This is a genomic window from Pedobacter psychroterrae (assembly GCF_004331695.1).
In the GTDB taxonomy this organism is placed as follows: domain Bacteria; phylum Bacteroidota; class Bacteroidia; order Sphingobacteriales; family Sphingobacteriaceae; genus Pedobacter; species Pedobacter psychroterrae.
In genome coordinates this window covers 86,118-112,961 of sequence record NZ_SJSL01000002.1, presented here as the reverse complement: position 1 = coordinate 112,961, position 26,844 = coordinate 86,118, and the positions used below count along the sequence as shown (strand labels likewise).

The 26,844-nt window shown below is 39.9% G+C and carries 25 protein-coding genes; 13 read left to right on the top strand and 12 right to left on the bottom strand.

Going from position 1 to position 26,844, the window contains the following annotated elements; translation table 11 throughout:
* The first annotated feature begins 28 nt into the window (after positions 1-28).
* The 3 genes from EZ437_RS08815 (at position 29) to EZ437_RS08805 (ending at position 3,123) form a co-directional block, all read left to right on the top strand.
* Positions 29-1,816, top strand: coding sequence for an aromatic amino acid hydroxylase (locus EZ437_RS08815; protein WP_131595407.1), 1,788 nt, complete (start codon positions 29-31; stop codon positions 1,814-1,816).
* A complete protein-coding gene (locus tag EZ437_RS08810; RefSeq protein ID WP_131595405.1) occupies positions 1,816-2,517 on the top strand; it encodes an SDR family oxidoreductase in 702 nt (233 codons plus the stop codon). The genes EZ437_RS08815 and EZ437_RS08810 overlap by 1 nt, the downstream gene beginning before the upstream one ends.
* Before the next feature lie 63 nt (positions 2,518-2,580).
* Positions 2,581-3,123, top strand: coding sequence for a C40 family peptidase (locus tag EZ437_RS08805; protein ID WP_131595403.1), 543 nt, complete (start codon positions 2,581-2,583; stop codon positions 3,121-3,123).
* Here the strand turns inward: EZ437_RS08805 and EZ437_RS08800 are convergent.
* Together EZ437_RS08800 and EZ437_RS08795 are read right to left on the bottom strand one after the other, a co-directional pair.
* Positions 3,118-4,005 (bottom strand): flavin reductase family protein, encoded by an 888-nt coding sequence (locus EZ437_RS08800; protein WP_131595401.1) that lies wholly within the window; start codon positions 4,003-4,005, stop codon positions 3,118-3,120. The genes EZ437_RS08805 and EZ437_RS08800 overlap by 6 nt on opposite strands.
* 85 nt (positions 4,006-4,090) lie before the next feature.
* Positions 4,091-5,089, bottom strand: coding sequence for a fumarylacetoacetate hydrolase family protein (locus EZ437_RS08795; RefSeq protein WP_131595399.1), 999 nt, complete (start codon positions 5,087-5,089; stop codon positions 4,091-4,093).
* A 331-nt stretch (positions 5,090-5,420) separates the two neighbouring features.
* On the opposite strand from EZ437_RS08795, the gene EZ437_RS08790 reads away from it, so the two are divergent.
* The 3 genes from EZ437_RS08790 to EZ437_RS08780 all read left to right on the top strand — a co-directional run bounded on the left by EZ437_RS08790 (position 5,421) and on the right by EZ437_RS08780 (position 8,945).
* Positions 5,421-6,578, top strand: coding sequence for a homogentisate 1,2-dioxygenase (locus EZ437_RS08790; RefSeq protein WP_131595397.1), 1,158 nt, complete (start codon positions 5,421-5,423; stop codon positions 6,576-6,578).
* A 192-nt stretch (positions 6,579-6,770) separates the two neighbouring features.
* The gene (gene hppD / locus EZ437_RS08785) at positions 6,771-7,901 is read left to right on the top strand and encodes a 4-hydroxyphenylpyruvate dioxygenase (protein ID WP_131595395.1); all 1,131 of its coding nucleotides are present in this window, start codon (positions 6,771-6,773) and stop codon (positions 7,899-7,901) included.
* 126 nt (positions 7,902-8,027) lie between these two features.
* Positions 8,028-8,945 (top strand): YihY/virulence factor BrkB family protein, encoded by a 918-nt coding sequence (locus EZ437_RS08780; RefSeq protein ID WP_131595393.1) that lies wholly within the window; start codon positions 8,028-8,030, stop codon positions 8,943-8,945.
* On the opposite strand, the gene EZ437_RS08775 is transcribed toward EZ437_RS08780, so the two are convergent.
* Positions 8,942-9,223 (bottom strand): hypothetical protein, encoded by a 282-nt coding sequence (locus tag EZ437_RS08775; RefSeq protein ID WP_131595391.1) that lies wholly within the window; start codon positions 9,221-9,223, stop codon positions 8,942-8,944. The two genes, EZ437_RS08780 and EZ437_RS08775, sit on opposite strands and share 4 nt — an antisense overlap.
* 110 nt (positions 9,224-9,333) lie before the next feature.
* Positions 9,334-9,924: a porin family protein gene (locus EZ437_RS08770; protein ID WP_131595389.1), complete on the bottom strand. Its 591-nt coding sequence runs from the start codon at positions 9,922-9,924 to the stop codon at positions 9,334-9,336.
* A gap of 147 nt (positions 9,925-10,071) precedes the next feature.
* Here EZ437_RS08770 and EZ437_RS08765 point away from each other — a divergent pair, with 147 nt between their 5' ends.
* A complete protein-coding gene (locus EZ437_RS08765) occupies positions 10,072-11,832 on the top strand; it encodes a sensor histidine kinase (protein WP_131595387.1) in 1,761 nt (586 codons plus the stop codon).
* 40 nt (positions 11,833-11,872) lie between these two features.
* Here the strand turns inward: EZ437_RS08765 and EZ437_RS08760 are convergent, their stop codons facing one another.
* On the bottom strand, positions 11,873-12,172 hold the full coding sequence (locus EZ437_RS08760; RefSeq protein ID WP_131595385.1) for a hypothetical protein: 300 nt from the start codon (positions 12,170-12,172) through the stop codon (positions 11,873-11,875).
* 200 nt (positions 12,173-12,372) lie between these two features.
* Here EZ437_RS08760 and EZ437_RS08755 point away from each other — a divergent pair, with 200 nt between their 5' ends.
* Positions 12,373-13,518, top strand: coding sequence for a tetratricopeptide repeat protein (locus EZ437_RS08755; RefSeq protein ID WP_131595383.1), 1,146 nt, complete (start codon positions 12,373-12,375; stop codon positions 13,516-13,518).
* On the opposite strand, the gene EZ437_RS08750 is transcribed toward EZ437_RS08755, so the two are convergent.
* Genes EZ437_RS08750 through EZ437_RS08740 form a run of 3 tightly spaced genes read right to left on the bottom strand, consistent with a single transcriptional unit; the run spans position 13,507 to position 16,639 of the window.
* The gene (locus EZ437_RS08750) at positions 13,507-14,103 is read right to left on the bottom strand and encodes a riboflavin synthase (RefSeq protein WP_131595380.1); all 597 of its coding nucleotides are present in this window, start codon (positions 14,101-14,103) and stop codon (positions 13,507-13,509) included. The two genes, EZ437_RS08755 and EZ437_RS08750, sit on opposite strands and share 12 nt — an antisense overlap.
* A gap of 5 nt (positions 14,104-14,108) precedes the next feature.
* A complete protein-coding gene (gene accC / locus EZ437_RS08745) occupies positions 14,109-15,593 on the bottom strand; it encodes an acetyl-CoA carboxylase biotin carboxylase subunit (RefSeq protein WP_131595378.1) in 1,485 nt (494 codons plus the stop codon).
* A 5-nt stretch (positions 15,594-15,598) separates the two neighbouring features.
* On the bottom strand, positions 15,599-16,639 hold the full coding sequence (locus EZ437_RS08740) for a threonine aldolase family protein (protein WP_131595376.1): 1,041 nt from the start codon (positions 16,637-16,639) through the stop codon (positions 15,599-15,601).
* Positions 16,640-16,970: 331 nt separating this feature from the next.
* Here EZ437_RS08740 and EZ437_RS08735 point away from each other — a divergent pair, with 331 nt between their 5' ends.
* Positions 16,971-17,828, top strand: coding sequence for an N-acetylglucosamine kinase (locus EZ437_RS08735; RefSeq protein ID WP_131595374.1), 858 nt, complete (start codon positions 16,971-16,973; stop codon positions 17,826-17,828).
* Positions 17,829-17,898: 70 nt separating this feature from the next.
* Here EZ437_RS08735 and EZ437_RS08730 read toward each other — a convergent pair whose 3' ends face one another.
* On the bottom strand, positions 17,899-18,588 hold the full coding sequence (locus tag EZ437_RS08730; RefSeq protein WP_131595372.1) for an NUDIX hydrolase: 690 nt from the start codon (positions 18,586-18,588) through the stop codon (positions 17,899-17,901).
* 377 nt (positions 18,589-18,965) lie between these two features.
* Between EZ437_RS08730 and pfkA the strand changes: the two genes are divergently transcribed.
* The 4 genes from pfkA (at position 18,966) to EZ437_RS08710 (ending at position 22,869) form a co-directional block, all read left to right on the top strand.
* Positions 18,966-19,952, top strand: coding sequence for a 6-phosphofructokinase (pfkA, locus tag EZ437_RS08725; RefSeq protein WP_131595370.1), 987 nt, complete (start codon positions 18,966-18,968; stop codon positions 19,950-19,952).
* A gap of 1 nt (position 19,953) precedes the next feature.
* Positions 19,954-20,796 carry a hypothetical protein gene (locus tag EZ437_RS08720; RefSeq protein WP_131595368.1) on the top strand — a complete coding sequence of 281 codons (843 nt, stop codon included), beginning with the start codon at positions 19,954-19,956 and terminating at the stop codon, positions 20,794-20,796.
* Positions 20,797-20,800: 4 nt separating this feature from the next.
* Positions 20,801-21,799: a type I glyceraldehyde-3-phosphate dehydrogenase gene (gene gap, locus EZ437_RS08715; protein ID WP_131595366.1), complete on the top strand. Its 999-nt coding sequence runs from the start codon at positions 20,801-20,803 to the stop codon at positions 21,797-21,799.
* A 266-nt stretch (positions 21,800-22,065) separates the two neighbouring features.
* The gene (locus EZ437_RS08710) at positions 22,066-22,869 is read left to right on the top strand and encodes a hypothetical protein (RefSeq protein WP_131595364.1); all 804 of its coding nucleotides are present in this window, start codon (positions 22,066-22,068) and stop codon (positions 22,867-22,869) included.
* Between the two features lie 81 nt (positions 22,870-22,950).
* Here EZ437_RS08710 and EZ437_RS08705 read toward each other — a convergent pair whose 3' ends face one another.
* From EZ437_RS08705 to EZ437_RS08695, 3 genes are read right to left on the bottom strand one after another with little or no spacing between them, the layout of a single operon-like run.
* Entirely contained in the window at positions 22,951-24,354 is a 1,404-nt protein-coding gene (locus tag EZ437_RS08705) for a c-type cytochrome domain-containing protein (protein ID WP_131595362.1), read from the bottom strand.
* A 3-nt stretch (positions 24,355-24,357) separates the two neighbouring features.
* Positions 24,358-25,296, bottom strand: a complete 939-nt coding sequence (locus EZ437_RS08700; protein WP_131595360.1) for a sugar phosphate isomerase/epimerase family protein — start codon at positions 25,294-25,296, stop codon at positions 24,358-24,360.
* Between the two features lie 35 nt (positions 25,297-25,331).
* Entirely contained in the window at positions 25,332-26,840 is a 1,509-nt protein-coding gene (locus EZ437_RS08695) for a DUF1501 domain-containing protein (protein ID WP_131595358.1), read from the bottom strand.
* Positions 26,841-26,844: the final 4 nt, after the last annotated feature.

The window sequence follows — 26,844 nt, the reverse complement described above, 5'->3', positions numbered from 1 at the left end:
TCTTAGGCAGTAACTAACTATTTTCGTAATGAGTGATTTTAATGATTTTAATAATCCGCAAGTAGCGAAGCTGCCCAAGCATTTAAGGCAATTTATTGTGGAGCAGCATTATGAAAAATATACGCCGGTAGACCAGGCAGTCTGGCGGTATGTGATGCGTCAGAATTATAGTTATTTAAAGCATGTGGCCTATTATCCATACATCAAAGGGCTGCAGCGTGCCGGACTAAGTATAGAGTATATCCCAGATCTGCAAACGATGAACGATAATCTCGGCAAAATTGGCTGGGGTGCGGTTACCGTAGATGGTTTTATTCCCCCTGCGGCCTTTATGGAATACCAGGCGTATCAGGTACTGGTTATCGCGGCAGATATCCGGCAGATTAACCATATTGAGTACACGCCTGCTCCTGATATCATACATGAATCTGCCGGTCATGCGCCTATCATTGCAGACACGGACTACAATAAATATCTGAGTTATTTTGGATCGATAGGTGCCAAAGCTATGTTCTCTTCAAAAGATTTTGAACTGTACGAGGCCATTCGCAGCCTTTCGATATTGAAGGAGTCGGTTGATACAAATGAACAGGAAATAAGCAAAGCTGAGCAGCATTTGAAACGAATAGCGGAGGATATGGGTGAGCCTTCTGAAATGGCTTTATTAGGGCGTCTGCACTGGTGGACAGTGGAATACGGATTGATAGGGACATTAGAAGATCCAAAAATATATGGTGCAGGCCTGCTCTCGTCTATCGGTGAAAGCGCTTCCTGCATGAAAGAAGATGTCAAAAAACTGTGGTACAATCTGGATACGATCAACTATACTTATGACATCACCAAGACTCAGCCTCACCTGTTTGTGACAGCGACCTTTCAAAACTTAATAGATGTCCTGGAAGCCTTTGCTGATACGATGGCTTTCAGACGGGGCGGATCGGAGAGTATCCTTAAAGCCATTGAGTGTAAGAATCCGGCTACGGCAGTATATAGTTCGGGATTGCAGGTAACCGGGGTATTCACCGACCTGGGAATGGACCGGGACGATGCGCTGACCTTTATAAAGACTTCTGGGCCATCGGCATTGGCGCTGAACGGCAAACAGCTGAAAAATCATGGAAAACATCATCACAAGGATGGATTTTCGTCGCCGGTAGGTAAATTGAAAGGGGTGTCTACTCCAATTGAAAACCTGACACCTGATGAACTGGCAAAATGCGGAATTGAACTTCAGAAAGTTGTATTTTTAGAGTTTGAAAGCGGCATTACGATAAAGGGATTTATCGGGTCGATCCATCAGGATGAAAATAAAAGAACATATATGATCACTTTTGAAGATTGTACGGTAAAAGAAAGTAATGGCAATGTGCTGTTCCAGCCGGACTGGGGGGTATATGATATGGCCGTGGGCGAAAGGATCGTTTCTGTATATAATGGTGCGGCAGATAAAGATGCGTACGAGGAAATCACTCCTATGAGCACACAGCCTACGCATAAAATTGTATACGACGGAAAAACACAGCAGCTTCATCAAATTTACAGGCAGGTGCGTGCCATAAGAGCCGGTGAGAAATCGGATGCGCTACTGCCCGGCTTGTTTGGGGAATTAAGGGCTGAACACAGGTATGACTGGCTTTCGGCTTTGGAAATATTGGAAATTTTACACCACAGGCAGCTATATCCGGAGCTGGAGAAAGAAGTCCGGATTTATTTGGAGCTTAAGTCAGCAAACGAACCCGATCATAACAAACTGATCAATGACGGGCTTCATGTGATTCAAAGCCCTGTTGCGCAACTCATAACAGAAAAAGACTAATGAATATAATATTAACAGGTGCAAGTAGCGGAATTGGCTTTGAAGCCGCTTTGGAATTTGCATTGAGCAATGATAATAAAGTCGTGTGCATAGCGAGATCGGCAGATAAGCTGCGTAAACTGCTGGAAATAGCAAAAGGTATCAACCCTGACTGTACCCTATTGCCTGTAGAATTTGACATCGTAAGGGACGACTATGCAGTACTGGTCCCCTTTCTGATAGAACGGTTGGGTACGGTAGATATACTGGTCAACAATGCCGGTGCTTTGGTAAATAAGCCATTTATGGAAACCGTTGCGGAAGATCTGTACCAGATGTTTGAAAGCAATCTACTCGGACATTTTAACATGATCCAAAACATAGTTCCTTTGATGGCAGGCGGCGGACATATAGTAAACATTGGCAGTATGGGCGGATTTCAGGGGAGTGTTAAATTTCCAGGCCTTTCGGCTTATTCTGCTTCAAAATCTGCCCTGCATACATTGACAGAATGCCTTGCATTCGAACTGTCAGAAACAGGGATTAAGGTCAATTGCCTGGCTTTGGGTTCTGCGCAAACGGAAATGCTGGAACAGGCGTTTCCAGGTTACGAATCGCCGGTGATGGCTTTTGAAATGGGCAAGTATGTGGCTGACTTTGCCAGAACAGGACATCGGTTTTTCAATGGAAAAACCCTTCCAGTTGCAGTAACAACGCCATAGACAACAAGTTATCAACATTTCGGTGGTTAAATGATTTTTTTAAATACCTTTAACCAAATCGATATGAAGAAAGTCATTATTCTTTTCAGCATACTATTTTCTAATGCACTTTTAGTAAGGCCGCAGTCGACTATACCGGTGCAATATCAGCAGATGGTACAGACACTGACCAAACAGCTGCCGCTAGAACAGCAGCAGGAGAAAGCGTTTACCTCGGCTGACCGTTTGCTTGAATTTGCTAAATCGATGCTTGGCGTCAGGTATAGAGTGGCATCTAGGAGCCCAAAGAAAGGTTTTGATTGCTCGGGTTTTGTAAACTATGTATTTAATAACTTTGGTTTTAAAGTTCCAAGATCTTCCAGAGACTTTGCAGCAAGCGGGGAACCCAGGCAATTATCAGATGCCAAAATTGGAGATGTAATCGTCTTTACAGGCACCAATAGCAGGAGCCGCACTCCTGGTCATGTTGGCATCATCTATTCAATAGACGGAGATGAAGTGAAGTTCATACATTCGTCATCCGGAAATGCCAAAGGTGTGACCATATCCAGTCTTGAGGAAGGGTTTTACAAGAAGCGTTTTATGAAAGTAATCAGCATTTTATAACAATACCGCCTTTAAAGCATCCATCACTTTTTCCTGAGCCAGTAATTGTTTGCCCAACTCATGCAGTTCTCGTTCGCGGTTGTTTGCATCACCGATGGTGGCATCAAAGATATCTTTTACGCCCGAGGTATTCCTAAAATCATCTATTTCTTCATCAGTAGGGAACTGCTCCACATTGCCTAATCTGCCAAGATCATTTCCTGTCAGCACGGTAGAATTTCTTACTCCTGAAGGGAGTGAGTCTACCCCTATTCCAAGTGTGGAAAGCGGTTTGGCAACTTTAAACAGGTTTTCGGGTGTGACCCTGCAGTACCAGTCTCCGCCAAGGCGGGCTACAAGATCAATTTTGGCCTGATCGATTTTTCCTTCCTGATCCAGTATTTCTTCTTTGATATGGATGAGTTTTATCTCTGCAAGGACCAGGTTTCCGGCACCTGGATTTTCTCCGAGATGGACTACTTCTGTAACGATGCATTCCATTTGTACAGGCGCTTCTGCTACCCTGGGTGGCCTGACCAGTTGGGAAGGTAGCATGGTGAAGCCCGCCTTTTCAAATTCATTGATGCCTTTGGCATACTCCGTACTGGCGAGGCTGGTCTGCTGGACCATTGGGTAATTTACGATATTGATGACACACTCTTTTACTTCCAGTATGTTTTCCAGTGTGTGTTTGGTGGTATTGTCGCGCACCCTCCTGGCCGGTGAAAATATGCAGATTGGGGGATTGGTACTGAACATGTTGAAGAAGCTGAACGGGCTCAGGTTGATATTACCAGCCTGATCTATGGTAGTGGCAAAACAGATGGGCCGCGGTGCAATTGCATACTGCAAATAGTTTTGTAACTGTACCGGGCTGAGGTCTGAAGTGTTAATGGTAAGCATTGTTTTTATGGAAATTATCTGTTATTCTAATGTACTCGTGATGTTGCACTCGTCATGCTGAAATAAATTCAGGATGACGACCGTGTTATTTCTTCTTTAATGCCAGAATTGAAAAATCCGTGTCAACAGATTTGATGGTATTGCTCAGGTGGCCGAGTCCGGTGATTTCCATTTCTACCACATCGCCGTCCTGCAGCCATTGCGGTTTAAAATCAGGATTATTAAGCAATCCGGTACCATTCAGTTCGAGGAAACATCCTGTACCTACTGTACCAGATCCGATTACATCGCCGGGCAGGATATCTGCGCCATAAGCACAACGCTCAATGATCTCGGCAAAAGTCCAGTCCATATCGGCCATATTGCCTGCCGATACCACTACCCCATTCACGGTACAGCTCATTTTTAAATTATAGGAATTACCTGTATGTCCGGCTTTGGCAGGTGTCTTATACTGCTCAAGTTCATCAGGGGTAACCAGCCATGGGCCAATTACGGTTGAGAAATCTTTTCCCTTTGCTGGGCCAAGGTTTAACAGCATCTCCTCCAATTGAAGCGTTCTGGCACTCATATCATTCATGATCATATAACCGGCGATGTAGTCATCAGCCTCTGCAGCGGTAATGTTCCTTCCTTTTTTTCCGATCACGATGGCTACTTCCAGCTCAAAATCAAGCTTTTGGAAATGATCAGGCATACATGCGATCTCACCAGGCCCCTGAATGGCATTGTGGTTGGTAAAGTAAAAGATCGGATACTGATCAAACTCGGCAATCATATCGGCCTTACGATTTCTGCGGGCAGCCGCTACATGCTGACGGAATGCATACCCATCTCTGCAGGAACTTGGATGCGGCACGGGTGCAAGCAGTTCGAAAAAAGCCTCCTGTTTTGGTTGGATCTCTTTTGCTTTGATCTGTGCATCAATCTTTTTGGCCCGTTCTATCAGTACCTCTCCGCCTTCTAAGAATGCTTTCATTCCGTCGGGAAGCTGCTTGTCGCAGGAGTTTAGGTTATAAATATGTCCGTTTACAAAAACACCCAGGTGTTCTCTGTCTTCTGTTTTATAAGATACCAGTTTCATAAAGATCAGTCATTTTTAAGTAGTTATTCAAAGCTATATAAAAATACAGCAAACATGGTTATAAAATATTTTATGAAGATATTTATTACTGAAAGTTTGTTGTTTGGTATCATAAATACTTAATTTAGCTGGCGTAAACAAAAATGACACAAAGCAAATTTATATATCAGGATCAAATAGCGAGACAAGCCCTGTCTTCGTTTAGATATGCGATGCTTTCCAAACTCATCTTTGCCCAGTATTCCTTATAGCATTTTCTTTTCCGGCAATTCAATTTAAAACGTTTTTCACGTTTCAACGTTATTATTATTCCATTCAACTTAATTAAGTTATGCCTATTTATCATACCCTGGGAATTATTCCTGCTAAGCGGCACACAGTATTTCGTAAACCCGATGGAAAGCTATATGCAGAAGAACTGGTATCGACTGAGGGTTTCTCCAGTTTATATTCACTGGTATACCACTGTCATCCGCCCACTATGGTGAAAGCCCTGGGAGAGCCTTATTCTGTAGAACCTAAAATTGCAAGGGCCAAACATTTGCGCCATACCAGTCTGATAGGCTTTAACATCAAACCCGAAGACGACTACCTGCAAAGCCGTAAACCTGTATTGGTAAACAATGACCTGCATATTTCATTGGCCGCACCAAAAAGATCGATGACTGATTATTTTTATAAGAATAGTCAGGCAGATGAGGTAATTTTTATTCATGAAGGTACCGGGACCTTAAAAACAGGATTTGGCAAGATCCGTTTTGCATATGGGGACTACCTGGTAATACCAAGGGGAACTATCTATCAGCTGGAGTTTGACAACGAGCAAAACAGATTGTTCATTGTAGAAAGTTTTAGTCCGATTCGTACTCCTAAACGTTACAGAAATTCATTTGGCCAACTGGAAGAGCATTCACCGTATTGTGAACGGGATATTAAGCGCCCTTCAGATCTGGAAACGATAGACGCCCATGGGGATTTTAAGGTATTGATCAAAAAGCAGGGTATTATGTATCCGTATATTTATAGCACACATCCTTTTGATTTCATTGGCTGGGATGGCTTTCATTATCCATGGGCATTTTCTATTCATGATTTTGAGCCTATCACGGGCCGCTTGCATCAGCCACCACCGGTACACCAGACTTTTGAGGGACATAACTTCGTGATCTGTTCGTTTGTACCGCGCAAATATGATTACCATCCGCTGTCAATTCCTGCTCCGTATAACCACAGCAATGTGGACAGTGATGAGGTGCTGTATTATGTAGATGGGGATTTTATGAGCAGGAAAAGTGTAGTGAAAGGCCAGATTACGCTGCATCCGGGAGGCATCCCACATGGCCCTCACCCGGGAACGGTAGAGCAATCAATTGGTAAAGAAAGTACGGAGGAGCTGGCTGTTATGATAGATCCATTCCGGCCGCTAATGCTCACGGAAGATGCGGTAGCGATTGAGGATGAGGGATATTATAAGAGCTGGCAATCGTAAAAAATACAGATGCGCTTCGCCTCGCCAAATCTTTTGCTGAAGGGCAAAACATTTGCATGTCGTCTCTGAGCACTGAATTTTTAAGTAAATAAGGTGGAAATAGCGAAGGTGGAATATCAGGTAATAGCGTAAGGATGTGGCGGGTAGCCTAAAAAGTTTTAAACTAACTTATTATTTATAAAAAAAACTAAAATGTCAACACAAACATTTGCAGAAAAGATAGCCCATGCGCAGGATTTTCTTCCCATAAATGGAACGGATTATATCGAATTTTATGTGGGCAATGCCAAACAGGCTGCGCATTATTATAAAACTGCTTTCGGTTTTCAGTCGCTGGCCTATGCGGGGCCTGAAACAGGTGTCCGGGACCGCGCCTCCTATGTATTGCAGCAGGGAAAGATCAGACTGGTATTGACTACGGGATTAAAATCCGAAGGCACCATAACAGAACACGTTAAGAAGCATGGTGATGGTGTAAAGATACTGGCCCTCTGGGTGGATGATGCTTACAGTGCATTTGAAGAAACCACCAAACGGGGTGCTAAGCCCTACCTTTCGCCTGTTACCAAAACTGATGAATATGGCGAAGTACGCATGTCAGGAATCTACACTTACGGAGAAACGGTACACATGTTTATAGAACGTAAAAACTATTCAGGCCTATTTATGCCTGGATATGTGGCTTATAAGAGCGACTATAACCCAAGCGAAACGGGTTTGTTATACATAGATCATTGCGTGGGGAATGTGGGCTGGAACAGGATGAACGAGACTGTGAAATGGTATGAAGAAGTAATGGGTTTTGTAAACATACTTTCTTTTGATGATAAACAGATTAATACGGAATATTCAGCACTCATGAGTAAAGTAATGAGCAATGGGAACGGTTTTTCAAAGTTCCCGATAAATGAGCCTGCTGAAGGTAAAAAGAAATCACAGATTGAAGAATATCTGGAATTTTATGAAGGCGAGGGGGTGCAGCACATTGCTGTAGCTACTAAAGATATTTTAGCGACGGTGAAGGACTTGAAAGCTCGAGGGGTTGAGTTTTTAAGTGCACCTCCGGAAGCCTACTATAATATGATGCCCCAAAGGGTTGGGGAAATAGACGAAGAGATAGCACAACTGAAGGAATTGGGCATTCTGGTAGATTGCGATGAGGAAGGGTACTTGCTGCAAATTTTCACGAAGCCGGTAGAAGACCGCCCTACATTGTTCTTTGAAATCATTCAACGAAAGGGTGCCCAGTCGTTTGGTGCAGGCAACTTTAAAGCCCTTTTTGAGTCATTAGAACGTGAGCAAGAGTTAAGGGGTAATTTATAGCCTCTTATTCATTTAAAAAACCGGAGCGGGTATGCATATATGTATACCCGCTTTTTATTTGTTACACACGCTGATCAATTTAAAAAATTTGGGTACTTTCGAGTTTTAAATCCAAGTAGTCCAGTAATGGAAATCAATATCATCAGCAGGATCTCAATTTTTTTAACACGCTTCAGAGCTGCATTTAAACTATTTCAAAGAAATGATCCCTTGCGCCTGGCTGGTGCTACTGCATTTTTCACAAATTTTGCGCTTCCACCTATTTTATTGATCCTTATCAGGCTTTTTGGCTTTTTCATCGACAGGAAAATTCTGGTATCAAGAATTTTTGAACGGCTCACCAGTATTCTGGATGAGGAAAGTACATCGCAGATCAGGCAAACATTGAGGAACATTAGAGGAATAGATCACCAATGGTATGCTACCTTGTTAAGTTTTGTTTTTTTCCTGTTTGTAGCGACTACATTATTCACTGTGATAAAGAATTCAATGGACCAGATCTGGTCTATAGCCAATAAAAGGCATACAGGCTTTATGTTTAAGATGAAATTACGGGCACGGTCAATGGTCATTATATTACTTGCAGGTATGTTATTTATCATTGGCTTTCTGACCGACAGCATACAAGCATTTATAGGGGTTTATCTCAACAATGCATCACCCACGTTGGGAAAAATATTTTTATCAATCCTTAACCAGCTAGTATTTGTTGTGATAGTAACCATTTGGTTCACAGTATTGTTCAGATTTCTAACGAACGGCCGCCCTACCTGGATCACAGCGGTCAGAGGCGGATTGCTGACCGGTGTGTTGTTTACGGTTGGTAAGTATATCTTAAGAATCATGCTTCCTTTGAGCGGCATCGGAAATATTTACGGTGCTTCAGGCTCAATCGTACTGATCATGCTATTTGTATTTTATTCATCCTTCATTTTCTATTTTGGAGCATGTTATGTAAAAGTACTTAGTGATGCCCGAAATACTCCCATACGACCGATAAAAGGGGCGTTTAACTATGAAATAAAGGAGATCCTTAAGAACTAAAGTACTCCAGGTCTTAATACCTGCTCAAATCCCTGCATTTCAAAAACGGCCAGCTTGTTAAATAAGTTATAATGCAGTGTTCCAAAGAAATTAACGATTCCATCTTTATTTTTTCCTTCAATACAGATGCTTTCTTTTACAATTTCCTTATGTTCTAAATTCTGATCAGCCAGAATAATCTCTTCGTCCTGAATTTTGACATCTTCTGCTGCAATAGAGAACTGTTTTAGCAATTCAGAAAAGCTTTGTCCGTTTAGTAGTAGTTCTTTGATATTCATTATAGTTTTACATTAAGTAAGGCAATTTGAATATCAATTTTAAAGCCAAAAAAAGAGGCAAACGGTTTATTTTTGCCTCTTATCAACAGAATGTTGAAAACTTACATTTCTTAGAATAATCTATAGGCCAGGCCTAGTGTAAAGAGATTAAGTTTGGTATCATCATAGCCATTTTCTCCTATTTTAGAAAGTCCTTGTTCGTATCTTAGGTCTATCCCCAATTTCCCTAAATCTAAACCTGCACCGAACTGCCATGCAAAAGACTGATCTTTAAAATTGCCTGAAAAGGCGCTTCCCGTCGCCTGGCCTAATGACTGATCTTCATTTAAAAGAAAAGACACAACAGGCCCTGTATTTAACCGAAGACCAATACCGGCAGCTCCCAGCTTTGTTCCAACTAAAATAGGAATGTCCATACTAGTAAAATTTACTTTATTTTCCTCACCGGAACTATTTTCCTGAAGCGTGCTATTTTTTCCGCTAAGATAAATTTCCGGTTGCAGATGAATACCTGCCGCACCAATACGTGCCCATACGCCACCGTAGTAGCCAGACCGGTTCGCACTGCTAAAAGTATTTTCCGTACTTAATTTGGAAAGATTGGCCCCGGCTTTTAATCCAATCTGGAAACTTGGCAGAACCTGGCTAAAACCAGTAAACGCCAATGTTGCAAATGCCGCTGTTATAATTGCTTTTTTCATAGGTATATGATTAATTTATAAATACTACATGTAAAATTAAGAATATTTTCAATTTTAAAACTAAATTATGTATTTTTATCATAAATATAAAAACACAGTTAATTATTTAGAATTCTACCGCCTGCGTTAATTAAGAATTAAGTTTAAATGGACTTTACATTTAATATTTTTGCTTTCATTTTAATATTTTTTGGCACCCTTACGCTTTTTCTATCTTATTATTTGTATAGGAAAGAAGGAGAAGCAGTAAGATTTTTTGGCATCATGATGCTCTCCAATGCAGTCTGGTCATTGGCTTATGGATTTGAACTGGCCAGTAGCTCCATTGAACAGGTAATGTTTTTCATTAAAATCGAGTACCTCGGTATAACAACACTTCCACTAAATTGGTTTTTATTTTGCCTGAGATTTTCGGGTAATGATAAATGGTATAAAAAACCACTAAACATGGGCATGCTGATTTTTGTGCCCATTGCAACTACCCTGTTGGTGTGGACAAACGATTATCATCAACTGCATTATAAAAGCTATTTCATGGATTTAAGCGGTGATTTTCCTATGCTTTCATTAAATCCGGGAATATCATACAGGCTGTTCACCGTGTACTTTTACTTGCTGCTGGCGCTGGGTAGCTACCTGCTTATTGTCAAATTCCGTAAGTCTGACCCCATCTACAAGCGCCAAAATTATAGCATTATTATTGCTGCCATGATTCCATGGGTGGTTAATATTACTTATTTACTGGGTTTCAGACCATTGGGCAATCTGGATCTTACACCCTTTGCCTTCATCTTAACAATATTCATGATATCTCTTGGAATCTATCGCTTCCAGCTTTTTGATATTTTGCCGGTTGCGAGAGAAAAAGTATTAGACCTAATGCAAGATGCATTTGTGGTATTGGACAGTAAAAAGAGGATCATAGACTATAACCTCTCCTTCAAGAGGTATTTTTCTATGTCAAAGCACACTAAGGTAATCGGTATTCGCATTCAAGATCTATTACCAGGACAGCCAGAACTGATGCATTTCCTCAAGGAGGGGAAATCTGGAATATTGGAGTTGAAAGTGGAGACCGAAGCTGGGCGTTTTGACCTGGAAGCGGACATCAGGCATCTTAATGAAAATCAGATCAACAGTGATGCAACTATTATAAAACTGCTGGACTTAACAAAGTTAAGACAGGAAGCATTGACGTCTACACTTCAAAAAGAAGAGCTTCAAAAGCTTAATCAACTTAAGGACAGGATATTTTCTATCATCGCCCATGATTTAAGAGGTCCGCTGGTAAACCTCTCAGAAATTTTAAAGATGATTTCCAATAACCTGATCACATTGGAGGAATTCAAAACACTATCACCATCCTTGAGCAAAGATATAATGTATACAACTGACCTGCTTGAAAACATATTGCACTGGTCCAGAAGCCAGTTAAAGGGTTATGGTATCAACAAGGAGCTATTTGATCTAAAGATGCTGATTGTTAACGAAATAGATTATCACCAGCCTTCCGCGAATGCAAAAAAAGTAAAAATTATCCAGGATGTTTTTCCTGGTGAAATGGTGTATGCAGATGTATTGATGATTCAGATTGTAGTGAGAAATCTTTTGAGTAATGCCATAAAGTTCTGTCATGAAGGCTGTACCATAGAAATTAATGCGGTACATACTAAAGACAACATGATCAAGCTTTGCATACTGGATAATGGTACCGGAATTGAAAGTGAGGTACTGAAAAAACTATTTAGCGGAGAGAACTTGTCCACACGGGGAACTATGAATGAAAAAGGAACGGGATTAGGATTAGTGGTATGCAGGGATTTTATTGAAAGAAATAATGGTAAGATTACTGTTGAAAGTAAAAAAGGTGAAGGGTCTATATTTTCTATTTTTCTTCCGATAGAATAAAATTAAATATGGGCGCTATTTTACAGCACCCATATCATAACTAGTGTCCAGTGACCTGATCAATTGCCTGTTGCTCTTTCAAGGCTTCAACATTATTCTTATTTCCAAAATTTTGCGTTTTCTCTGCAAAATATTCCATGATACCTACAATCGTGTCCAGATTATCAGCAACACGCTGATGCATGTCAGGCAGGTCCTTTTCTAATTTCTTATCCCCCAGTTCAATATTATCAACCTCAATTTTACCAATTTTTTGGATAATAGCCTGCTGTGAATGCTGTAAATCCTCCAATTCTCTGACAATTTTTTGCATTAATTCAAATTTCTTTAACGTATCCATATCTATTTTATTAAGATTAACATTCTGTTTATATACATATATGAACCAATTATCCTGCCATTATGTTTTAAATAGCTTTTACATGCATTTGGTTTACGCAATTCTTCGTTATAAATGCGGTTTTATTTGCTTCGTTAATAAATAACTAATAATTTAGTTGTTTTATTAAACTGGCATCATTATTAAGCTTTAATGTATATATGAGAAATCTACGCTTCCTGTTGTTAATTATATGTTTTTATAACCAGGCTATTGGGCAGTCGGCCAATACACTTGATAACGAAAAGTTATTAGAACTTTACCAGACCCAGCGCTATGCTGAGGCAGCACAATATCTGGAAAGCACCTATCAGCCCGATACTAATGACCCCAAAGAACTTTCACAGCTGGCATACGTTTACAAAATGGCAGGCAAGCTCCCTGAAGCTGAAAAAAACTATCTAAAGCTCCTGGAGCTTGATTCTGCGCAGATAACGACCTTATTTAATCTGGCTGAAATTAACAATAGAAGAGGCAATAATGAGGCTGCCAAAAAATATTACCTGGAAATTTTGAAAGCAGACAGTACTAATTTCAATGTGTATAAGCAACTGGCTGCATTGAGTAAAGAGGAGCTTGACATAAACAAGATCAAATACTTAAGAAAAGCGAATGAGCTCAATACTACAGATGCTGATGTGGCATTTGATCTTGCTGAGCTTTATTTTAAAATGAATTTCTTTGACAAAGCAAACAGTGTGCTGGCACCCGCCCTTGCTGCAGACAGTGCCAACCTGCAATTGTTAAAAATGAAAATGCCGATCAGTATTGCCACCAAAAAATACAATGAAGCGATAGAAACAGGACAGAAACTATTGAATTATGGCGATAGTTCTGCTTTTGTACTCAATAATCTGGGCAAATCCTATTACCTCACGCTGGATTATCAAAATGCCTTAAAGTCATTTTTGATGGTCAGGCAAAAATCAGGGGAAGGGGAAGCGTTGTATTTCAATATAGCAAGAAGCTACCGAGGGGTGAAAGATTACAACAATGCGGCCATCTATCTTCAAAAAACAATAAAAGAAGCTGTTTCGCCTTCAACAGCGAGCTATTATGGACTATTAGGGGATTCTTTTGAAAACGTAAACAAAAATGAAGAAGCAAATAAGTCTTATAAAAAAGGACTCGATTTTGAGAATGACGGAAGCTTGCTATACAACATTGCTTTGGTGTACGAAACAAAGTTAAACGACAAAAAAAATGCAATCAATTATTATGAGCAGTATTTAAAAACCATAGACAAAGACAAGCAACCCAAATTAATCAAATTCATCAATACCAGGATTGAGGAACTAAAGCGATAAGGATTTACCGGCTAGCCTGGCTACGTATTTTCCGATAATGTCAAATTCTATATTAACTAAATCATCTTCCCTGACTTCATGCAGATTGGTGTGCTCAAATGTATAAGGTATGATGAAGACTGAAAATTCATCTGTTTCGGAACCCACTACGGTTAGACTAATGCCATTCACGCATACAGAGCCTTTTTCGACCGTCACATTGCCCTGACTTACATCGTATTTAAACCGGTATTCCCAACTTCCATTCAGTTCAGCACGCTTTATACACAAGGCTGTCTGGTCTACATGGCCCTGTACAATGTGACCATCCAAACGGCCGTTTATTTGCATACATCGTTCAAGATTTATCTGACTGCCGGTCTTTAAGTACTTCAGATTGGTTTTTTGAAGTGTTTCGGCTATTGCGGTCACGGTATGTGCGTTTTCAGATAAAGCAATTACCGTCAGACAAACGCCATTGTGTGAGACACTTTGGTCTATCTTCAATTCATTGCTCAGGCTAGATTTTATTGTAAAATGCAGGTTTGTATCTTCAGCTATTCTAGCTGTAACTTCTCCTAATGTCTCTATTATTCCGGTAAACATGTTATTTAAAATTTAGCTCTGTTCCTTTTCCAATTACTGATGGCACTTTTACTTTCCTGGGTAATGCGCAAATTGTCTCTCTTTTTAAAGTTGATAGCGGCAATCATTGCTGCAATCAATGCTTCCTCCTCAACATCAGCCTTTAAACTATCCGAATTAAAGTATTTTCCTACAAAATGTGTATCAAAGTTGCCGCTTCTGAAAGCTGCATGCTGAATTACAAACTTCCCAAAACCTAGTGTTGTTTTAATACCAGTAATGTCATATTCATCAATAGCCCTTACCATCCTGTCCATTGCTTCTTCTCTATTTTTGCCGTATGTAATCAGTTTGGCTATCATAGGGTCATAGTAAATAGGGATTTCCATGCCTTTTTCAAAGCCATCATCAACGCGTACGCCATTTCCTTTTGGGATGTTGTAAGTCTGCAATGTCCCTATATCCGGCAAAAAATTGTTGTCCGGATCTTCTGCATAAACCCTTAATTCTAATGCGTGCCCATTTATTGTCAGGTCATTTTGCTGATAAGATAACTTTTCACCCCGGGCTATTTTGATCTGTTCTTTTACAAGATCCAGGCCAGTGATCATTTCGGTAACCGGATGCTCTACCTGAAGCCTGGTATTCATTTCCAGGAAAAAGAAGTCTCTGTTTTCGTCCAATATAAACTCTACAGTACCTGCTCCCACATAGTCTACTGAACGGGCGACATCAACGGCACAAGCTCCCATCTTTTGCCGGAGTTCGTCGGTCAGAATGCTTGAGGGCGCTTCCTCGATGACTTTTTGATGCCGGCGCTGTATCGAACATTCTCGCTCAAAGAGATGCACAATATTTCCATGCGTATCACCCAGTACCTGTATTTCTATATGACGTGGTGAAGAAACATACCGTTCTATAAAAACGGATCCATCACCAAAGGCAGAGGTAGCCTCGCTAACAGCAAGCTGCATCTGCTCTTCAAAATCTGCAGCCTGATTTACTATCCTCATCCCCTTACCTCCCCCACCTGCCGCTGCCTTTATTAAGATTGGAAATCCTACCTCCATCGCCCGCCTTTTGGCTTCAGCAACATCAGTAATAGCCTCCTCGGTACCGGGAACCATTGGGATATTATATTTTAAAGCTGCGGCTTTGGCTGATAATTTATTGCCCATGATTTCCATAGCCTTGGGGGTTGGCCCAATTAAGATCAATCCTGAAGCTTTTACCGATCTGGCGAAGGCTGCATTTTCCGATAAAAATCCATATCCGGGATGTATAGCTTCTGCAGCGGTTATTTTACATGCTTCAATAATTTTATCTCCCAGCAAATATGACTGACTGGAGGGCGAGGGCCCAATAAAAACTGCCTCATCTGCGTAACGCACATGAAGCGACTCTCTGTCTGCCTCAGAATAAACTGCAACAGTCTTTATTCCCATCTCACGCGCAGAACGCATTATTCTTAAAGCGATTTCGCCTCTGTTGGCAACCAGAATTTTATTCATTATACTTATTTATTCGCTGACGGATACAAATGTATTATGTTTTGGATAGCCATCTCTATCATTTCAGAAGAAATATCTAAGTGCGTCACCATTCTAATGGTATTTGGCCCGGTGCTGCTGCAGGCAATACCTTTTGCCAACAGATCATGTACTATTGTACTGGCTTTAAAGCCTTTTGCCACTTCAAATACAACAATATTTGTCACTACAGGCAATATTGAGCTTACATAACTTACCTGATGTAAAGCATCAGCCAGTGCCAGCGCATGCTGATGATCAACGGCTAGCCTGTCTATATTGCTATCAAGGGCATAAATCCCTGCAGCGGCAAGAAAACCAGCCTGTCGCATTCCGCCGCCAAATGCTTTTCTAACTTTTACAGCCTTATTGATCAGCTCATTTGAGCCCAGTAAAACTGATCCCACAGGGGCACCAAGTCCCTTGGAAAGGCATACCGAAATGCTGTCAAAATATTTACCATAATCCTTTGCATGATCTCCGGTGGCAATCAATGCATTAAATATTCTTGCACCATCTAAATGTAGCTTTAGGTTTTTTATATTGCATAAAGTATGAATGTGTTCTATTTGAGATAGGTGATAACAGGCACCTCCACCTCTGTTGACTGTATTTTCCAGTACCACAAGGGTAGAATTTGGATAATGAATATCTTCTCCATTTATTTCAGGTTCAATCAATTCCGGAGTCAGGATTCCCCTTTCTCCATCCAGCAGTCTCACAGATGCCATAGAATGATAAGCGATCCCCCCTGCCTCATAACGGTAAACATGTGATCTTTGATCGCAGATTACCTCATCCATTGGTAGCGTATGGCATTTGATTGCAACCTGATTGGTCATTGTTCCTGAGGGACAAAACAATCCAGCCTCCATATTAAACATTGCTGCGAGCTTATTTTCAAGCTGATGAACCGTTGGATCTTCTCCTAGAACATCATCACCTACTTTTGCACCAAACATCGCATCCAGCATTCCAGGACCTGGTTTTGTTACCGTATCGCTTCTAAAATCAACTTTTATTGTCATAGGTTGTTACTTAATACAAAGATTAATTTTTTCTGACTTATAAATTGCTTTTATTTGATCAAAAACTCTGATAATAGCATTTATTATCCCTTACCTGAGCGCCTTAATTTTTTAAAATTTGGATTTTAAAATAACAAGCGTATTTTAGCTTAGTGTTTTTTTAACAATATGGTAACCTAAAATGCATGAGCAAAACTAAAAAAAACGCCTTAATAATACATTTAAAGGCTATAAATTTAAAATCAACCAAAAACTAAAATTAAACTTATGAAAAAAACCTATACAAAAGTGCTACGATTATTTACATTTATCCCGAAAAAAACGAATTAAGATGATAGTTATTGCAGACGGTGGCTCAACCAAAACCAATTGGTGTTTAATTAACGAAGCAGGCAGAAAGATCCTTTTTAATACAGAGGGTTACAACCCATATTTTTCGAGTACAGCATATATTGTTGAATCGTTAAACAAAACCTTGCCTGATCATTTGGAAAAAGAAAAATTAACAGAAGTACATTATTATGGTGCAGGCTGCTCGACAGATGCCAAGCGTAAAATTGTTGCTGATGCAATGAAACAGGTATTTGTCAATGCTGAGGTAAACATAGGGCATGATTTATTGGCATCCTGTAGAGCATTGCTTGGTAATGAACCCGGCTTTGCTGCTATATTGGGAACAGGAACAAATAGTTGCTTATACGATGGGAAAGACATTACTTTAAATATTGATTCATTAGGATATTTTCTGGGTGATGAAGGTAGCGGCTGTTTCATTGGAAAAAGGATACTGTCTGACTACATGAAAGGATATATGCCAAAAGGGCTTAGAGAAAGCTTTTATGATAACTTTGCACTGACCAACGAAGATATTTTTGACAACATATACAACAAACCTTTACCAAACCGCTTTTGCGCTAGCTTCAGTAAGTTTTTATATGATTTTAAAGATAATTATGAAGACTATACATTTTCGACCATAGATTATGCATTTACTGCGTTTTTCGAGAACCTTGTAATTCATTATCCTAATTATAAGGACTATACGCTAAACTGTGTTGGTTCCGTTGGGTATAGCTTCAGGGATATTTTGAGTGTTGTAGCAGATAAATATGAGATGGGAATCGGTAAGATCATTCGTTCTCCTATAGACGATCTGGTTGAGTACCATTTGCAGTCTGTAAACAAATAATATAACAGACTTTATTAAAGAAAACATAGTATAAAACAAGAGCCCCCAAAGTTATTTTGGGGGCTCTTGTTTAGAAAGATATCTCCTTTCCAAACAATTTGGCATATTTCCGCTTGTCAAATTTATACAAAGTTGCAGCCCTGAAAGAAACTCCTTGTTGCTTTTCATCCAAATCTCTCAGGACGCCAAAGCTTAACATTTTCTTTCTAAAATTCCGCTTATCCAATTTCTTATTCAGGATAATTTCATACACATTTTGTAATTGTGTTAGGGTAAATTTCTCTGGCAATAGTTCAAATGCTATAGGCTGGTGTTTGATTCTTCTCTTGATCTTTTCCAGACCTTTATCAAAAATCTGTTGATGGTCGAAGGCAAGCTTTGGAAGTTCTTTCACATTTATCCAATGAGCCTGCTTGGCATAAGGTATAATCGGCTTTACAAATTTATCTCCTCCCAGACGTAAAAGTGCATAATATGCAATACTCACTACCCTTCCCTGTGGATGCCTGTTTACATCACCAAAAGTATAATATTGTTCCATGTAGATATTACTTAAGCCGGTAAGTTCATGTAAAATCCTGGAGGCGGACTGATCTAAACTTTCTCCTTCCCCAACAATATTACCTGGTAATGCCCACCAGTCTCTAAACGGCTCCTCGTTCCTTTCGATTAAAAGAATCTTCAACTCTCCTTCATCGAATCCGAAAACCACACAATCAATCGAAAAAGTGGAATTAAACTTTGGTAAGATTTCTTTCAAAATATTAAATGTTAAGTTCGCTAACTTCTCTCTTTTCACATTGCCATCAACGCAGGGGATATGTACAAATAGAAATGAAATTTTTCATAAAGATATATAAGAATACCAATTTCGCAATATCCTGTCTCGCTAATCCATAAATATTAATACCTAAAGTGAAGAAAGACACTCTTCTAAAATCGAAGGAAAAACTTCTATTTTTTGTTAACAGTAAAAAAGATACTTTTAAAGCGATTTAGCGTAACAAGATAGCTGCTTCAGTATATTAAATTTTTAATTATTAAGGCAAATAAATATACTTGCCTTCTAATTATCGAGGAAAATTAAAATAAATTACTTAGTGTAATTAATACACCTTATATTCGTATAAATAAATCATGAGACCAAATATCAAAAATATAGCGGTATTAACATCAGGAGGCGATGCTCCCGGAATGAATGCCTGCATAAGGGCAGTTGTAAGAACGGGGATATACAATGGAGTAAATGTATTTGGGGTTTTGCAAGGATATCAGGGATTGATAAATGACAATATTATTCCCATGGATGCAAGGTCCGTAAGCAACATCATTCACCTTGGAGGTACCATATTAAAAACAGCGCGTTGTCTTGAATTCAAAACAGATGAAGGAATGGAAATCGCTTTCAGAAACTTAAAATCAAGGGAGATCGACGGACTGGTTGTAATTGGTGGGGATGGGACTTTTACTGGAGCTCAAAAGCTTGGCGAAAAATATGGAGTTCAGGTAATTGGTGTTCCCGGAACAATAGACAATGACTTGTACGGATCGGATTTTACGCTGGGATATGACACAGCCATCAACACAGTTATTGACGCTATTGATAAGATAAGGGATACGGCTGATTCGCATGACAGGTTATTTTTTATCGAAGTGATGGGAAGAGATTCGGGATGTATAGCATTAAGAAGTGCGATTGCAAGCGGAGCTGAAGCTGTTTTGTTGCCTGAAAAAGCAACCAGTCTGAACGAACTGATTGCCCAATTAGAAACTGGAGCTTCTACTAAAAAATCCTCCAGCATCGTAATCGTATCTGAGGGCCATAAACATGGTGGGGCTTATGATATCGCAAAAAAAGTTAAGGAAAGGTTTAACCATTATGATACAAAAGTAACTATCTTAGGCCACCTTCAGCGAGGGGGCAGTCCGAGCAGTTTTGACAGGATTCTGGCAAGCAGGTTAGGGTTTGCCGCGGTAAATGAACTGTTAAAAGGTAACACCATGCAAATGGTTGGCCTGCGTGGCAATGAAATCAAAACTACCAGCATCGAGGAAGCCCTTACAAAACATGCTTTTAAGCTGGAGAGTGATTTATTAGAAATGACTAAAGTATTATCAATATAGAATGATTGCAGTAGTATACAGTGGATCGAGAACAGCCTTCTGGAAAATAGCCAGAGATGGAAAGACTATTGCCGAATGCACTATGCCGGGAATAAATCCATGTTTTAACGATCAGAAAGCTGTACTGCAATATTTAAATAAAAAAAGCATACTTATTAACCACGCAGAAAGCATAAAAAAAATATATGTTTTTGCGGCAGGGGCCTCTTCTGCAGAACGAAGAAATGAGCTGGCAGAAACATTAGGCTTATTTTTTAAGTACAGCAAAATAACTGTCAGAGACGACCTGTATGGTGCGGCTATTTCAGCGTGCTACAACAACAGTGGCATAGTGGGGATTTTAGGCAGTGGTGCAAACTGTGCATATTTTGATGGAAAAAATCCGGAAAAGAACAATTATGGACTTGGTTTTATACTGGGAGACGAAGGTTCATCTACTTATCTTGGTAAAATTCTAATAAAAAGTTTCATACAGGAAAAGTTGCCAAAGGACCTACATAAAGAATTCGAAACAAAGTATAATCTTGACAGACCTCAGATTCTTGAAAGAATGTATAAAAAACCAATGGTTCAGCATTTTTTAAGTTCCTTCTTCGATTTTTTTCTTGAAAACAGGAACCATAAATATGTATTGGGACTTATAGACATGGCCTTTGAAACATATTTTAAAATCTATTTGTTACCTACTACAAAATTACATCCTGGCAAAGAAATACATTTTGTTGGCCTTGTAGCTGGAAGCTTTCAGGATCAGTTACGCCAAACAGCAAAAAAATACAATCTGGAAATAACATCAATTACTAAAGAACCCATATACAATCTTTTAAACTACTATTCAAATTAACAAAATGAGCAAAATTGGAATAAACGGCTTTGGCCGTATCGGCAGACTGGTTTTTAGAGCTGCTTTAAAAAGAGGACTAGACGTTGTTGCAATCAATGACCTGGTTGAGCCTGATTACATGGCATACATGTTAAGATACGATTCTACACACGGTCGCTTTGATGGTACAATAGCAGTAGAAAATGGTAATCTTGTTGTAAACGGAAAAACGATCCGCATTACTGCAGAAAGAGATCCGGCAAATTTGAAATGGGATGAAGTAGGTGTTGAAACAGTTATAGAATCTACTGGTCTGTTCTTAACCCAGGCAGACGGACAAAAACACATTGATGCCGGTGCAAAAAGAGTTGTTTTCTCTGCTCCTGCAAAAGATGATACTCCTACTTATGTAATGGGTGTAAATCATCACAAATTGACAGCTGATCAAACGATCGTTTCAAATGCATCTTGTACTACGAACTGTTTGGCACCTATCGCTAAAGTATTGAATGATAATTTCGGTATCGTAGAAGGCTTAATGAGCACTATACACGCGGTAACCGCAACACAAAAAACTGTTGACGGTCCTTCAGCTAAAGACTGGAGAGGTGGGCGTGGTGGTTTCTCTAACATCATTCCTTCATCAACTGGTGCTGCAAAAGCAGTAGGTTTGGTTCTTCCTGAATTGAAAGGAAAATTAACCGGTATGTCTTTCCGCGTTCCTGTAGCCGACGTTTCCGTAGTCGATCTTACTGTACGTTTGGAAAAACCTGCAACTTATGAAGACGTTAAAAAAGCCATGAAAGCTGCCTCTGAAGGTGAGTTGAAAGGCGTTTTGGCATATACTGAAGATGAAGTTGTTTCTTCTGATTTTATCGGCGATCCACACGCTTCAATTTTTGATGCAAAAGCAGGTATTTCATTGAATGACAATTTCGTGAAAGTAGTTTCATGGTATGATAACGAATGGGGCTATTCTAATGCACTAGCTAAATTCGTAGAATACTATGGCACTTTAAAGTAAAAACCCCTTTATCCAAGTTATATATTTGGTTAGAAAAGGGATGCTTCGCAAATGAAGCATCCCTTTTTTTTTAAGACGTTATCTCTTTGCTACTCATTTTTTAAAGAATATATTTTGTTCATGCTTACCGCTCACTATCGTTCTCGTAAATAGGCATAAAGCAAACTAAAAATAAATAATTAACAGAATATTTAGCCGTTGCCTTGGAATTTCACTTACAAAATTTAACTTTACAAAAAGCTTAGTCTCGATTTTAAAAACCAAATATGAAAACAACAATCTACGTTGCATTACTGTCTGTAATTCTTTTTAGCTGTAAAAACAATGAGAATTCAAAAACTTACATACCAAGAGAAATCACAAAGAATGAGAGTTTTAATATATATTCTGAACGCAAAGACACAGCTATAAAAGTTATTCAGCTAAATGCCGATTCAAAAGACAGTGGCAAACCCCAGGAATTGTTTTCTGTTAAATTTAGAGATACCACTATAAATATACAGGCTGGCAAGGCCGACTCAGCTTCTAAAATTGATAAATTTTCATCTGCTACCTTTGTAAACACTCAAAGAACTGCCTTGCTTGTTCAGGTTGCAGACAGTTCAGGGCTTGTAGCACCATTTTATCTGATTGTGAACAGAGACGAGCAGCCGGAAATAGTGAGCTTGTATAAGCCCTCTAGTGGCAAAGAAGATATTAAATTTACCAAAGGATTGGTTAAAGTAGGTCGAGACGGATATGTAGTAAACAATGACTTTTTCATAACCAATGTCAACGCGAAAGTATATGTGCTAAAAAGACAAAATGAGGGAGAAAGAATTCAGGGTGAGTTCTTCATGAAATCTCCTGACAAGCAAACACTGGTATTCCTGGAGCAATCAAGCTTTTATCAGGTAAACTATATTACCGGACAGACATTTACCCAGGCACTATCCCCTGATGCAAGAAAATCAGCCGATATTTTCACTTTTATACAACAAAACTACATGTGGCAAAAAGAGAAAAATGGCACCAGTTTCTTAAAAGCAATAAATGGCGACAGAATTGTAAATATCCAGGAATTCAAATAGTTACAATTTTAAATCGGCTTTTCCGTTGTTCCCGTTTTCTGGCTGCTTCTGAAAGATGATTTTCAGAAGCAGCTTTTCTATTTAAAGAGGTTTTACCTCGATAGTATCTTTCTCCAGCGTAGGTACAACATAACCGCCAAAATCCAGATTTACCAGCTTACCAAACATCCTTATTAGTTTTACTTCATCTGCCCTGCCTATACCTGTCTGATATAGATAAATACTGTTCAATTTCTTTAATACGCTCAACTGCCCCACACCGGAAGTGGTAATTTTAGTGCCTACCAGGTTGATGTATTGCAAATGAACAATTCCTTTAAGTAACGCAAGTCCTTGATCTGTGATGCTAGTTCTGCTTAAATTAATCCGGATCAAATTATCCAACTTCGAGATCGTTTGCATATCCTCATCATTCAGCCCTGTATTGGCAAGATTTAGCCAAACCAGTTGTTTTTTCAATGGCTCCAGGAGCTTTAATACTTCCGGGCTGGCTTTTGCAGTAACAAAGCTGGCTGAAAGGTAATTGCTCGTGCTTAATACAGGTATAACTACGACGCCGGCCTTTTTAAGTTTTTCAATAGCTGTAGCATCCGCTTTGGTAACCTTCCCCGCTGGAATCTCTTCCTGTTTATGTTCTTTTCTTTCTGTACCGGTTTGAAAACTTAACAAAACCACTTTTTCTTTTTCTGACTGTTTTAAATCCTGTACTTTTCTATTAAAGTCAGCCCCCTGATTTACCCACCATTTCAACAGTTCTATTTCCTCTGGTGTAAGTTGTGGTTTTTCTTTAGGAGGCATATGATCTTCATTAGATGGTGGCAAAAGCAATCTTTTTATCAGCTCACTTTCTTCGGCACTTCCTGGCACCAGCGTTTTACCATCTTCTCCACCCTTAATTATCAAATCCTTGCCATCTAACCTTAATTTTCCCTTTTGCTTTTCAGCACCATGGCAATTATAACACCGGTTCTGCAATAGGGGCTGGATCATATGGGTATATGCTACTGCTTGCTGCACATTGACTATTGCTGGGATTGCGGCTTTTCCTTTTCCATTATCTTTTAATGCAGCGCTGAGATAATCCGCCCCGTGCGTAAGTGAACCACCATAATGACCGGTAAGTGTAATCAGCACAATTAAAAATATAGCTGTGAAATTCAGAAGTGTCTCTTTTATTTTTGTTCTGCACATTGCATAAACGCTCAACGAAACTATCGACACACTTATGCCCAGCCATTGATGTATCCCAACCATATCTCCATCGTAATCTCCGCTTAAGGATAAAAGGTAGCCACTGATCGAAGAAAAAACAGCACCTAATCCACCCAGCAAATAAATTAAAGGTATTGCCGGACGAAGTGCTGAAAATTTAGCATTTATTGTAAGCAACTGAAAAAGGCAGCCCAATAACAAAATACCTATTGGCAAATGAACCAAAACAGGGTGAAGCCGACCCGTAAAATCCCAAATCGATAGTAATGTCATTCCCTACAATTGATAACGCTTACGCAGCAAGTTCATCATATAAACATTTATCGCCCATTGGTCTGCCACAGGTTGCCTGGTGTAGGGCAATGTTTGTAAATAATCGGGCGGGCCAAATTCTGTCAGAATGGTCATTCTTTCTCCTTTCAGCTTCTTGCGCGCTATTACGCTATCCCACCATGCAACGTGTGCTTTAATGGCTCCTTCCCATTCAGGCGCTCTGGGGTCATTAACCTGTGCACCCTGAGGATGCCCTACCCTTGAATGGATATGGCTTACCTTTTCCAAAATCATATCGATCGTATCTTTTTGATCTGCCAGCAAACTTTCGTGCACGACGCACCAGTGAGATATATCTAAGGTTAGTCTTAAATCAGGATTGTTTTCTATAAAATTTCTCGTTATCGGGGCAGAATAAAGCATCCGGCCACGATGTGTTTCATGGTAAATGGGAATACCTGTTTCCTTACTTTTTTTTGTAGTATAATCTATGAACAGCTTATTTTGATCGTAATTAAAGTAGTCTTTACCAGAATGACAGTTAATGTAAACAGGCTTTTGAAAATCATTGGCCGTTGCGGCATCCAGGTTCTTCTTAAAGATATTTAAGTGCGCTGTTACATCGCTTTGACTTCCCCCGCAAAGAAACCCTACCTGCAGATCATGTTTCTTTAATGCGGCAAACAAATCTCCCTGCGCTTTACTGTTATCAGCCGGCCACCAGGTCTCAATACCTTCATATCCTTCTTTCTTTGCCGCTTCACAAAATTCATCGACTGTGCCATCAAAGCCCCAATCGGTAGCCATAAATAGCAATTCATAGCCTGCCTTTGCTTTTGTATATTCCATTTCCTGTGCGGCAACTTCACTCAGTGGAATGAACAATCCCGCCGCGGTTACTGTAGCTGTAGTTTTTAAAAAATGTCGTCTGTTTTGCTGCATTATATTTGCGGTAAAAGTTCTCTAAGTAAAATGAATTAAGCAATAATATCATGTATAATCTTACCTCCCACATCAGTAAGACGGAATGGCCTTCCCTGAAAAGGATATGTAAATTTCTCATGGTCAAAACCGAGCTGATTTAATATAGTTGCCTGTATGTCAAAAGCATCTACCTTACCACTTATGCCACTATATCCAATTTCATCAGTTTCGCCATGCGTATACCCTTTTTTAATGCCTCCTCCAGCCATCCAGATAGTAAAGGCATCTGTATGGTGATCCCTCCCATTATAAGGATTTTGAACACCATTACGGTTCTCCATCATTGGCGTACGACCAAATTCTCCGCCCCAAACTACCAGCGTTTCTTCAAGCAAACCACGTTGCTTCAAATCCAATAATAAAGCTGTGATTGGCTTATCAATACTGCGGCACTTATTTTTCAGGCCAATATTTAAAGAATTATTCGGCCCGTCACCATGCGCATCCCATCCCCAGTCAAACAATTGCACATACCTGACACCTTTTTCCACCAGCTTACGTGCCAGTAATACGTTATTGGCAAAACATGATTTACCCGGCTGTGTGCCATACATTTCATGGATGTATTCAGGTTCATCATTGATATTCATCACTTCGGGTGCCGAGATCTGCATGCGGTACGCCATTTCATATTGGGAAATACGGGATAATATCTCCGGATCGTTATAAGTTGCATATTCCAGCTCGTTAGCTTTATTAATTGCATCTATTGATGCCTTTCGCAAATCCCGGCTCATTCCATGAGGGTCTTTAATAAATAACACCGGGTCGCCTTCGCTCCTGCATTGTACACCCTGATATACAGAAGGAAGAAATCCGCTCCCCCATATACTTTTACCAGCATCAGGAAAACTTCCCCCACTGGTAAGCACAACAAACCCAGGCAGGTTCTGATTTTCAGTACCAAGTCCGTAAGTAGCCCAACTACCCATGCTTGGTCTTCCCAGACGCGGACTACCTGTATGAATCAGCAATTGCGCAGGTGCATGATTAAACTGATCAGTAGATACTGCCTTTAAAAAACTTACCTCATCTGCCATGGTAGAAAAATGAGGAAGGTTTTCACTGATCCATGCTCGGCTTTCACCATGCTGCGCAAACTTCGCCTGCGGACCAAGCATCTTTGGCACCCCTGTTATAAAAGCAAATTTCTTTCCTGCCAATAGAGATTGCGGACAATCCTGTCCATCCATTTTCATGAGTTCCGGTTTGTAATCGAAGAGCTCCAGTTGAGAAGGCGCACCTGCCATATGCAGGTAAATAACACTTTTAGCTTTTCCTAAAAACGGAGGCGATTTTGGCAACAATGGGTGTGCGGGATCATACAGTATATCATTGTTGCTTTTACCACCAAGTCCGCAGCTCCCCAGTAATGCACCCATTGCCACGGCTCCAAGTCCCATTGCGCTTTCTTTCAAAAAATGTCTGCGGGTAAAGGCCCTGAGTTCTGTTTCCTGAGCTTCCTTCACCAACCGATATGCATTCAATTCATCTCTTGTCATTACA

Excerpts from the sequence above, each read along its gene's own strand:
- pfkA (WP_131595370.1), top strand. The coding sequence starts at position 18,966 with ATGAGACCAAATATCAAAAATATAGCGGTATTAACATCAGGAGGCGAT.
- EZ437_RS08735 (WP_131595374.1), top strand. The coding sequence starts at position 16,971 with ATGATAGTTATTGCAGACGGTGGCTCAACCAAAACCAATTGGTGTTTA.
- EZ437_RS08760 (WP_131595385.1), bottom strand. The coding sequence starts at position 12,172 with ATGGATACGTTAAAGAAATTTGAATTAATGCAAAAAATTGTCAGAGAA.
- accC (WP_131595378.1), bottom strand. The coding sequence starts at position 15,593 with ATGAATAAAATTCTGGTTGCCAACAGAGGCGAAATCGCTTTAAGAATA.
- EZ437_RS08795 (WP_131595399.1), bottom strand. The coding sequence starts at position 5,089 with ATGAAACTGGTATCTTATAAAACAGAAGACAGAGAACACCTGGGTGTT.
- EZ437_RS08755 (WP_131595383.1), top strand. The coding sequence starts at position 12,373 with ATGAGAAATCTACGCTTCCTGTTGTTAATTATATGTTTTTATAACCAG.
- EZ437_RS08710 (WP_131595364.1), top strand. The coding sequence starts at position 22,066 with ATGAAAACAACAATCTACGTTGCATTACTGTCTGTAATTCTTTTTAGC.
- EZ437_RS08805 (WP_131595403.1), top strand. The coding sequence starts at position 2,581 with ATGAAGAAAGTCATTATTCTTTTCAGCATACTATTTTCTAATGCACTT.
- EZ437_RS08780 (WP_131595393.1), top strand. The coding sequence starts at position 8,028 with ATGGAAATCAATATCATCAGCAGGATCTCAATTTTTTTAACACGCTTC.
- EZ437_RS08700 (WP_131595360.1), bottom strand. The coding sequence starts at position 25,296 with ATGCAGCAAAACAGACGACATTTTTTAAAAACTACAGCTACAGTAACC.
- EZ437_RS08775 (WP_131595391.1), bottom strand. The coding sequence starts at position 9,223 with ATGAATATCAAAGAACTACTACTAAACGGACAAAGCTTTTCTGAATTG.
- EZ437_RS08800 (WP_131595401.1), bottom strand. The coding sequence starts at position 4,005 with ATGCTTACCATTAACACTTCAGACCTCAGCCCGGTACAGTTACAAAAC.
- EZ437_RS08740 (WP_131595376.1), bottom strand. The coding sequence starts at position 16,639 with ATGACAATAAAAGTTGATTTTAGAAGCGATACGGTAACAAAACCAGGT.
- EZ437_RS08790 (WP_131595397.1), top strand. The coding sequence starts at position 5,421 with ATGCCTATTTATCATACCCTGGGAATTATTCCTGCTAAGCGGCACACA.
- EZ437_RS08770 (WP_131595389.1), bottom strand. The coding sequence starts at position 9,924 with ATGAAAAAAGCAATTATAACAGCGGCATTTGCAACATTGGCGTTTACT.
- hppD (WP_131595395.1), top strand. The coding sequence starts at position 6,771 with ATGTCAACACAAACATTTGCAGAAAAGATAGCCCATGCGCAGGATTTT.
- EZ437_RS08705 (WP_131595362.1), bottom strand. The coding sequence starts at position 24,354 with ATGACATTACTATCGATTTGGGATTTTACGGGTCGGCTTCACCCTGTT.
- gap (WP_131595366.1), top strand. The coding sequence starts at position 20,801 with ATGAGCAAAATTGGAATAAACGGCTTTGGCCGTATCGGCAGACTGGTT.
- EZ437_RS08695 (WP_131595358.1), bottom strand. The coding sequence starts at position 26,840 with ATGACAAGAGATGAATTGAATGCATATCGGTTGGTGAAGGAAGCTCAG.
- EZ437_RS08750 (WP_131595380.1), bottom strand. The coding sequence starts at position 14,103 with ATGTTTACCGGAATAATAGAGACATTAGGAGAAGTTACAGCTAGAATA.
- EZ437_RS08765 (WP_131595387.1), top strand. The coding sequence starts at position 10,072 with ATGGACTTTACATTTAATATTTTTGCTTTCATTTTAATATTTTTTGGC.
- EZ437_RS08815 (WP_131595407.1), top strand. The coding sequence starts at position 29 with ATGAGTGATTTTAATGATTTTAATAATCCGCAAGTAGCGAAGCTGCCC.
- EZ437_RS08810 (WP_131595405.1), top strand. The coding sequence starts at position 1,816 with ATGAATATAATATTAACAGGTGCAAGTAGCGGAATTGGCTTTGAAGCC.
- EZ437_RS08720 (WP_131595368.1), top strand. The coding sequence starts at position 19,954 with ATGATTGCAGTAGTATACAGTGGATCGAGAACAGCCTTCTGGAAAATA.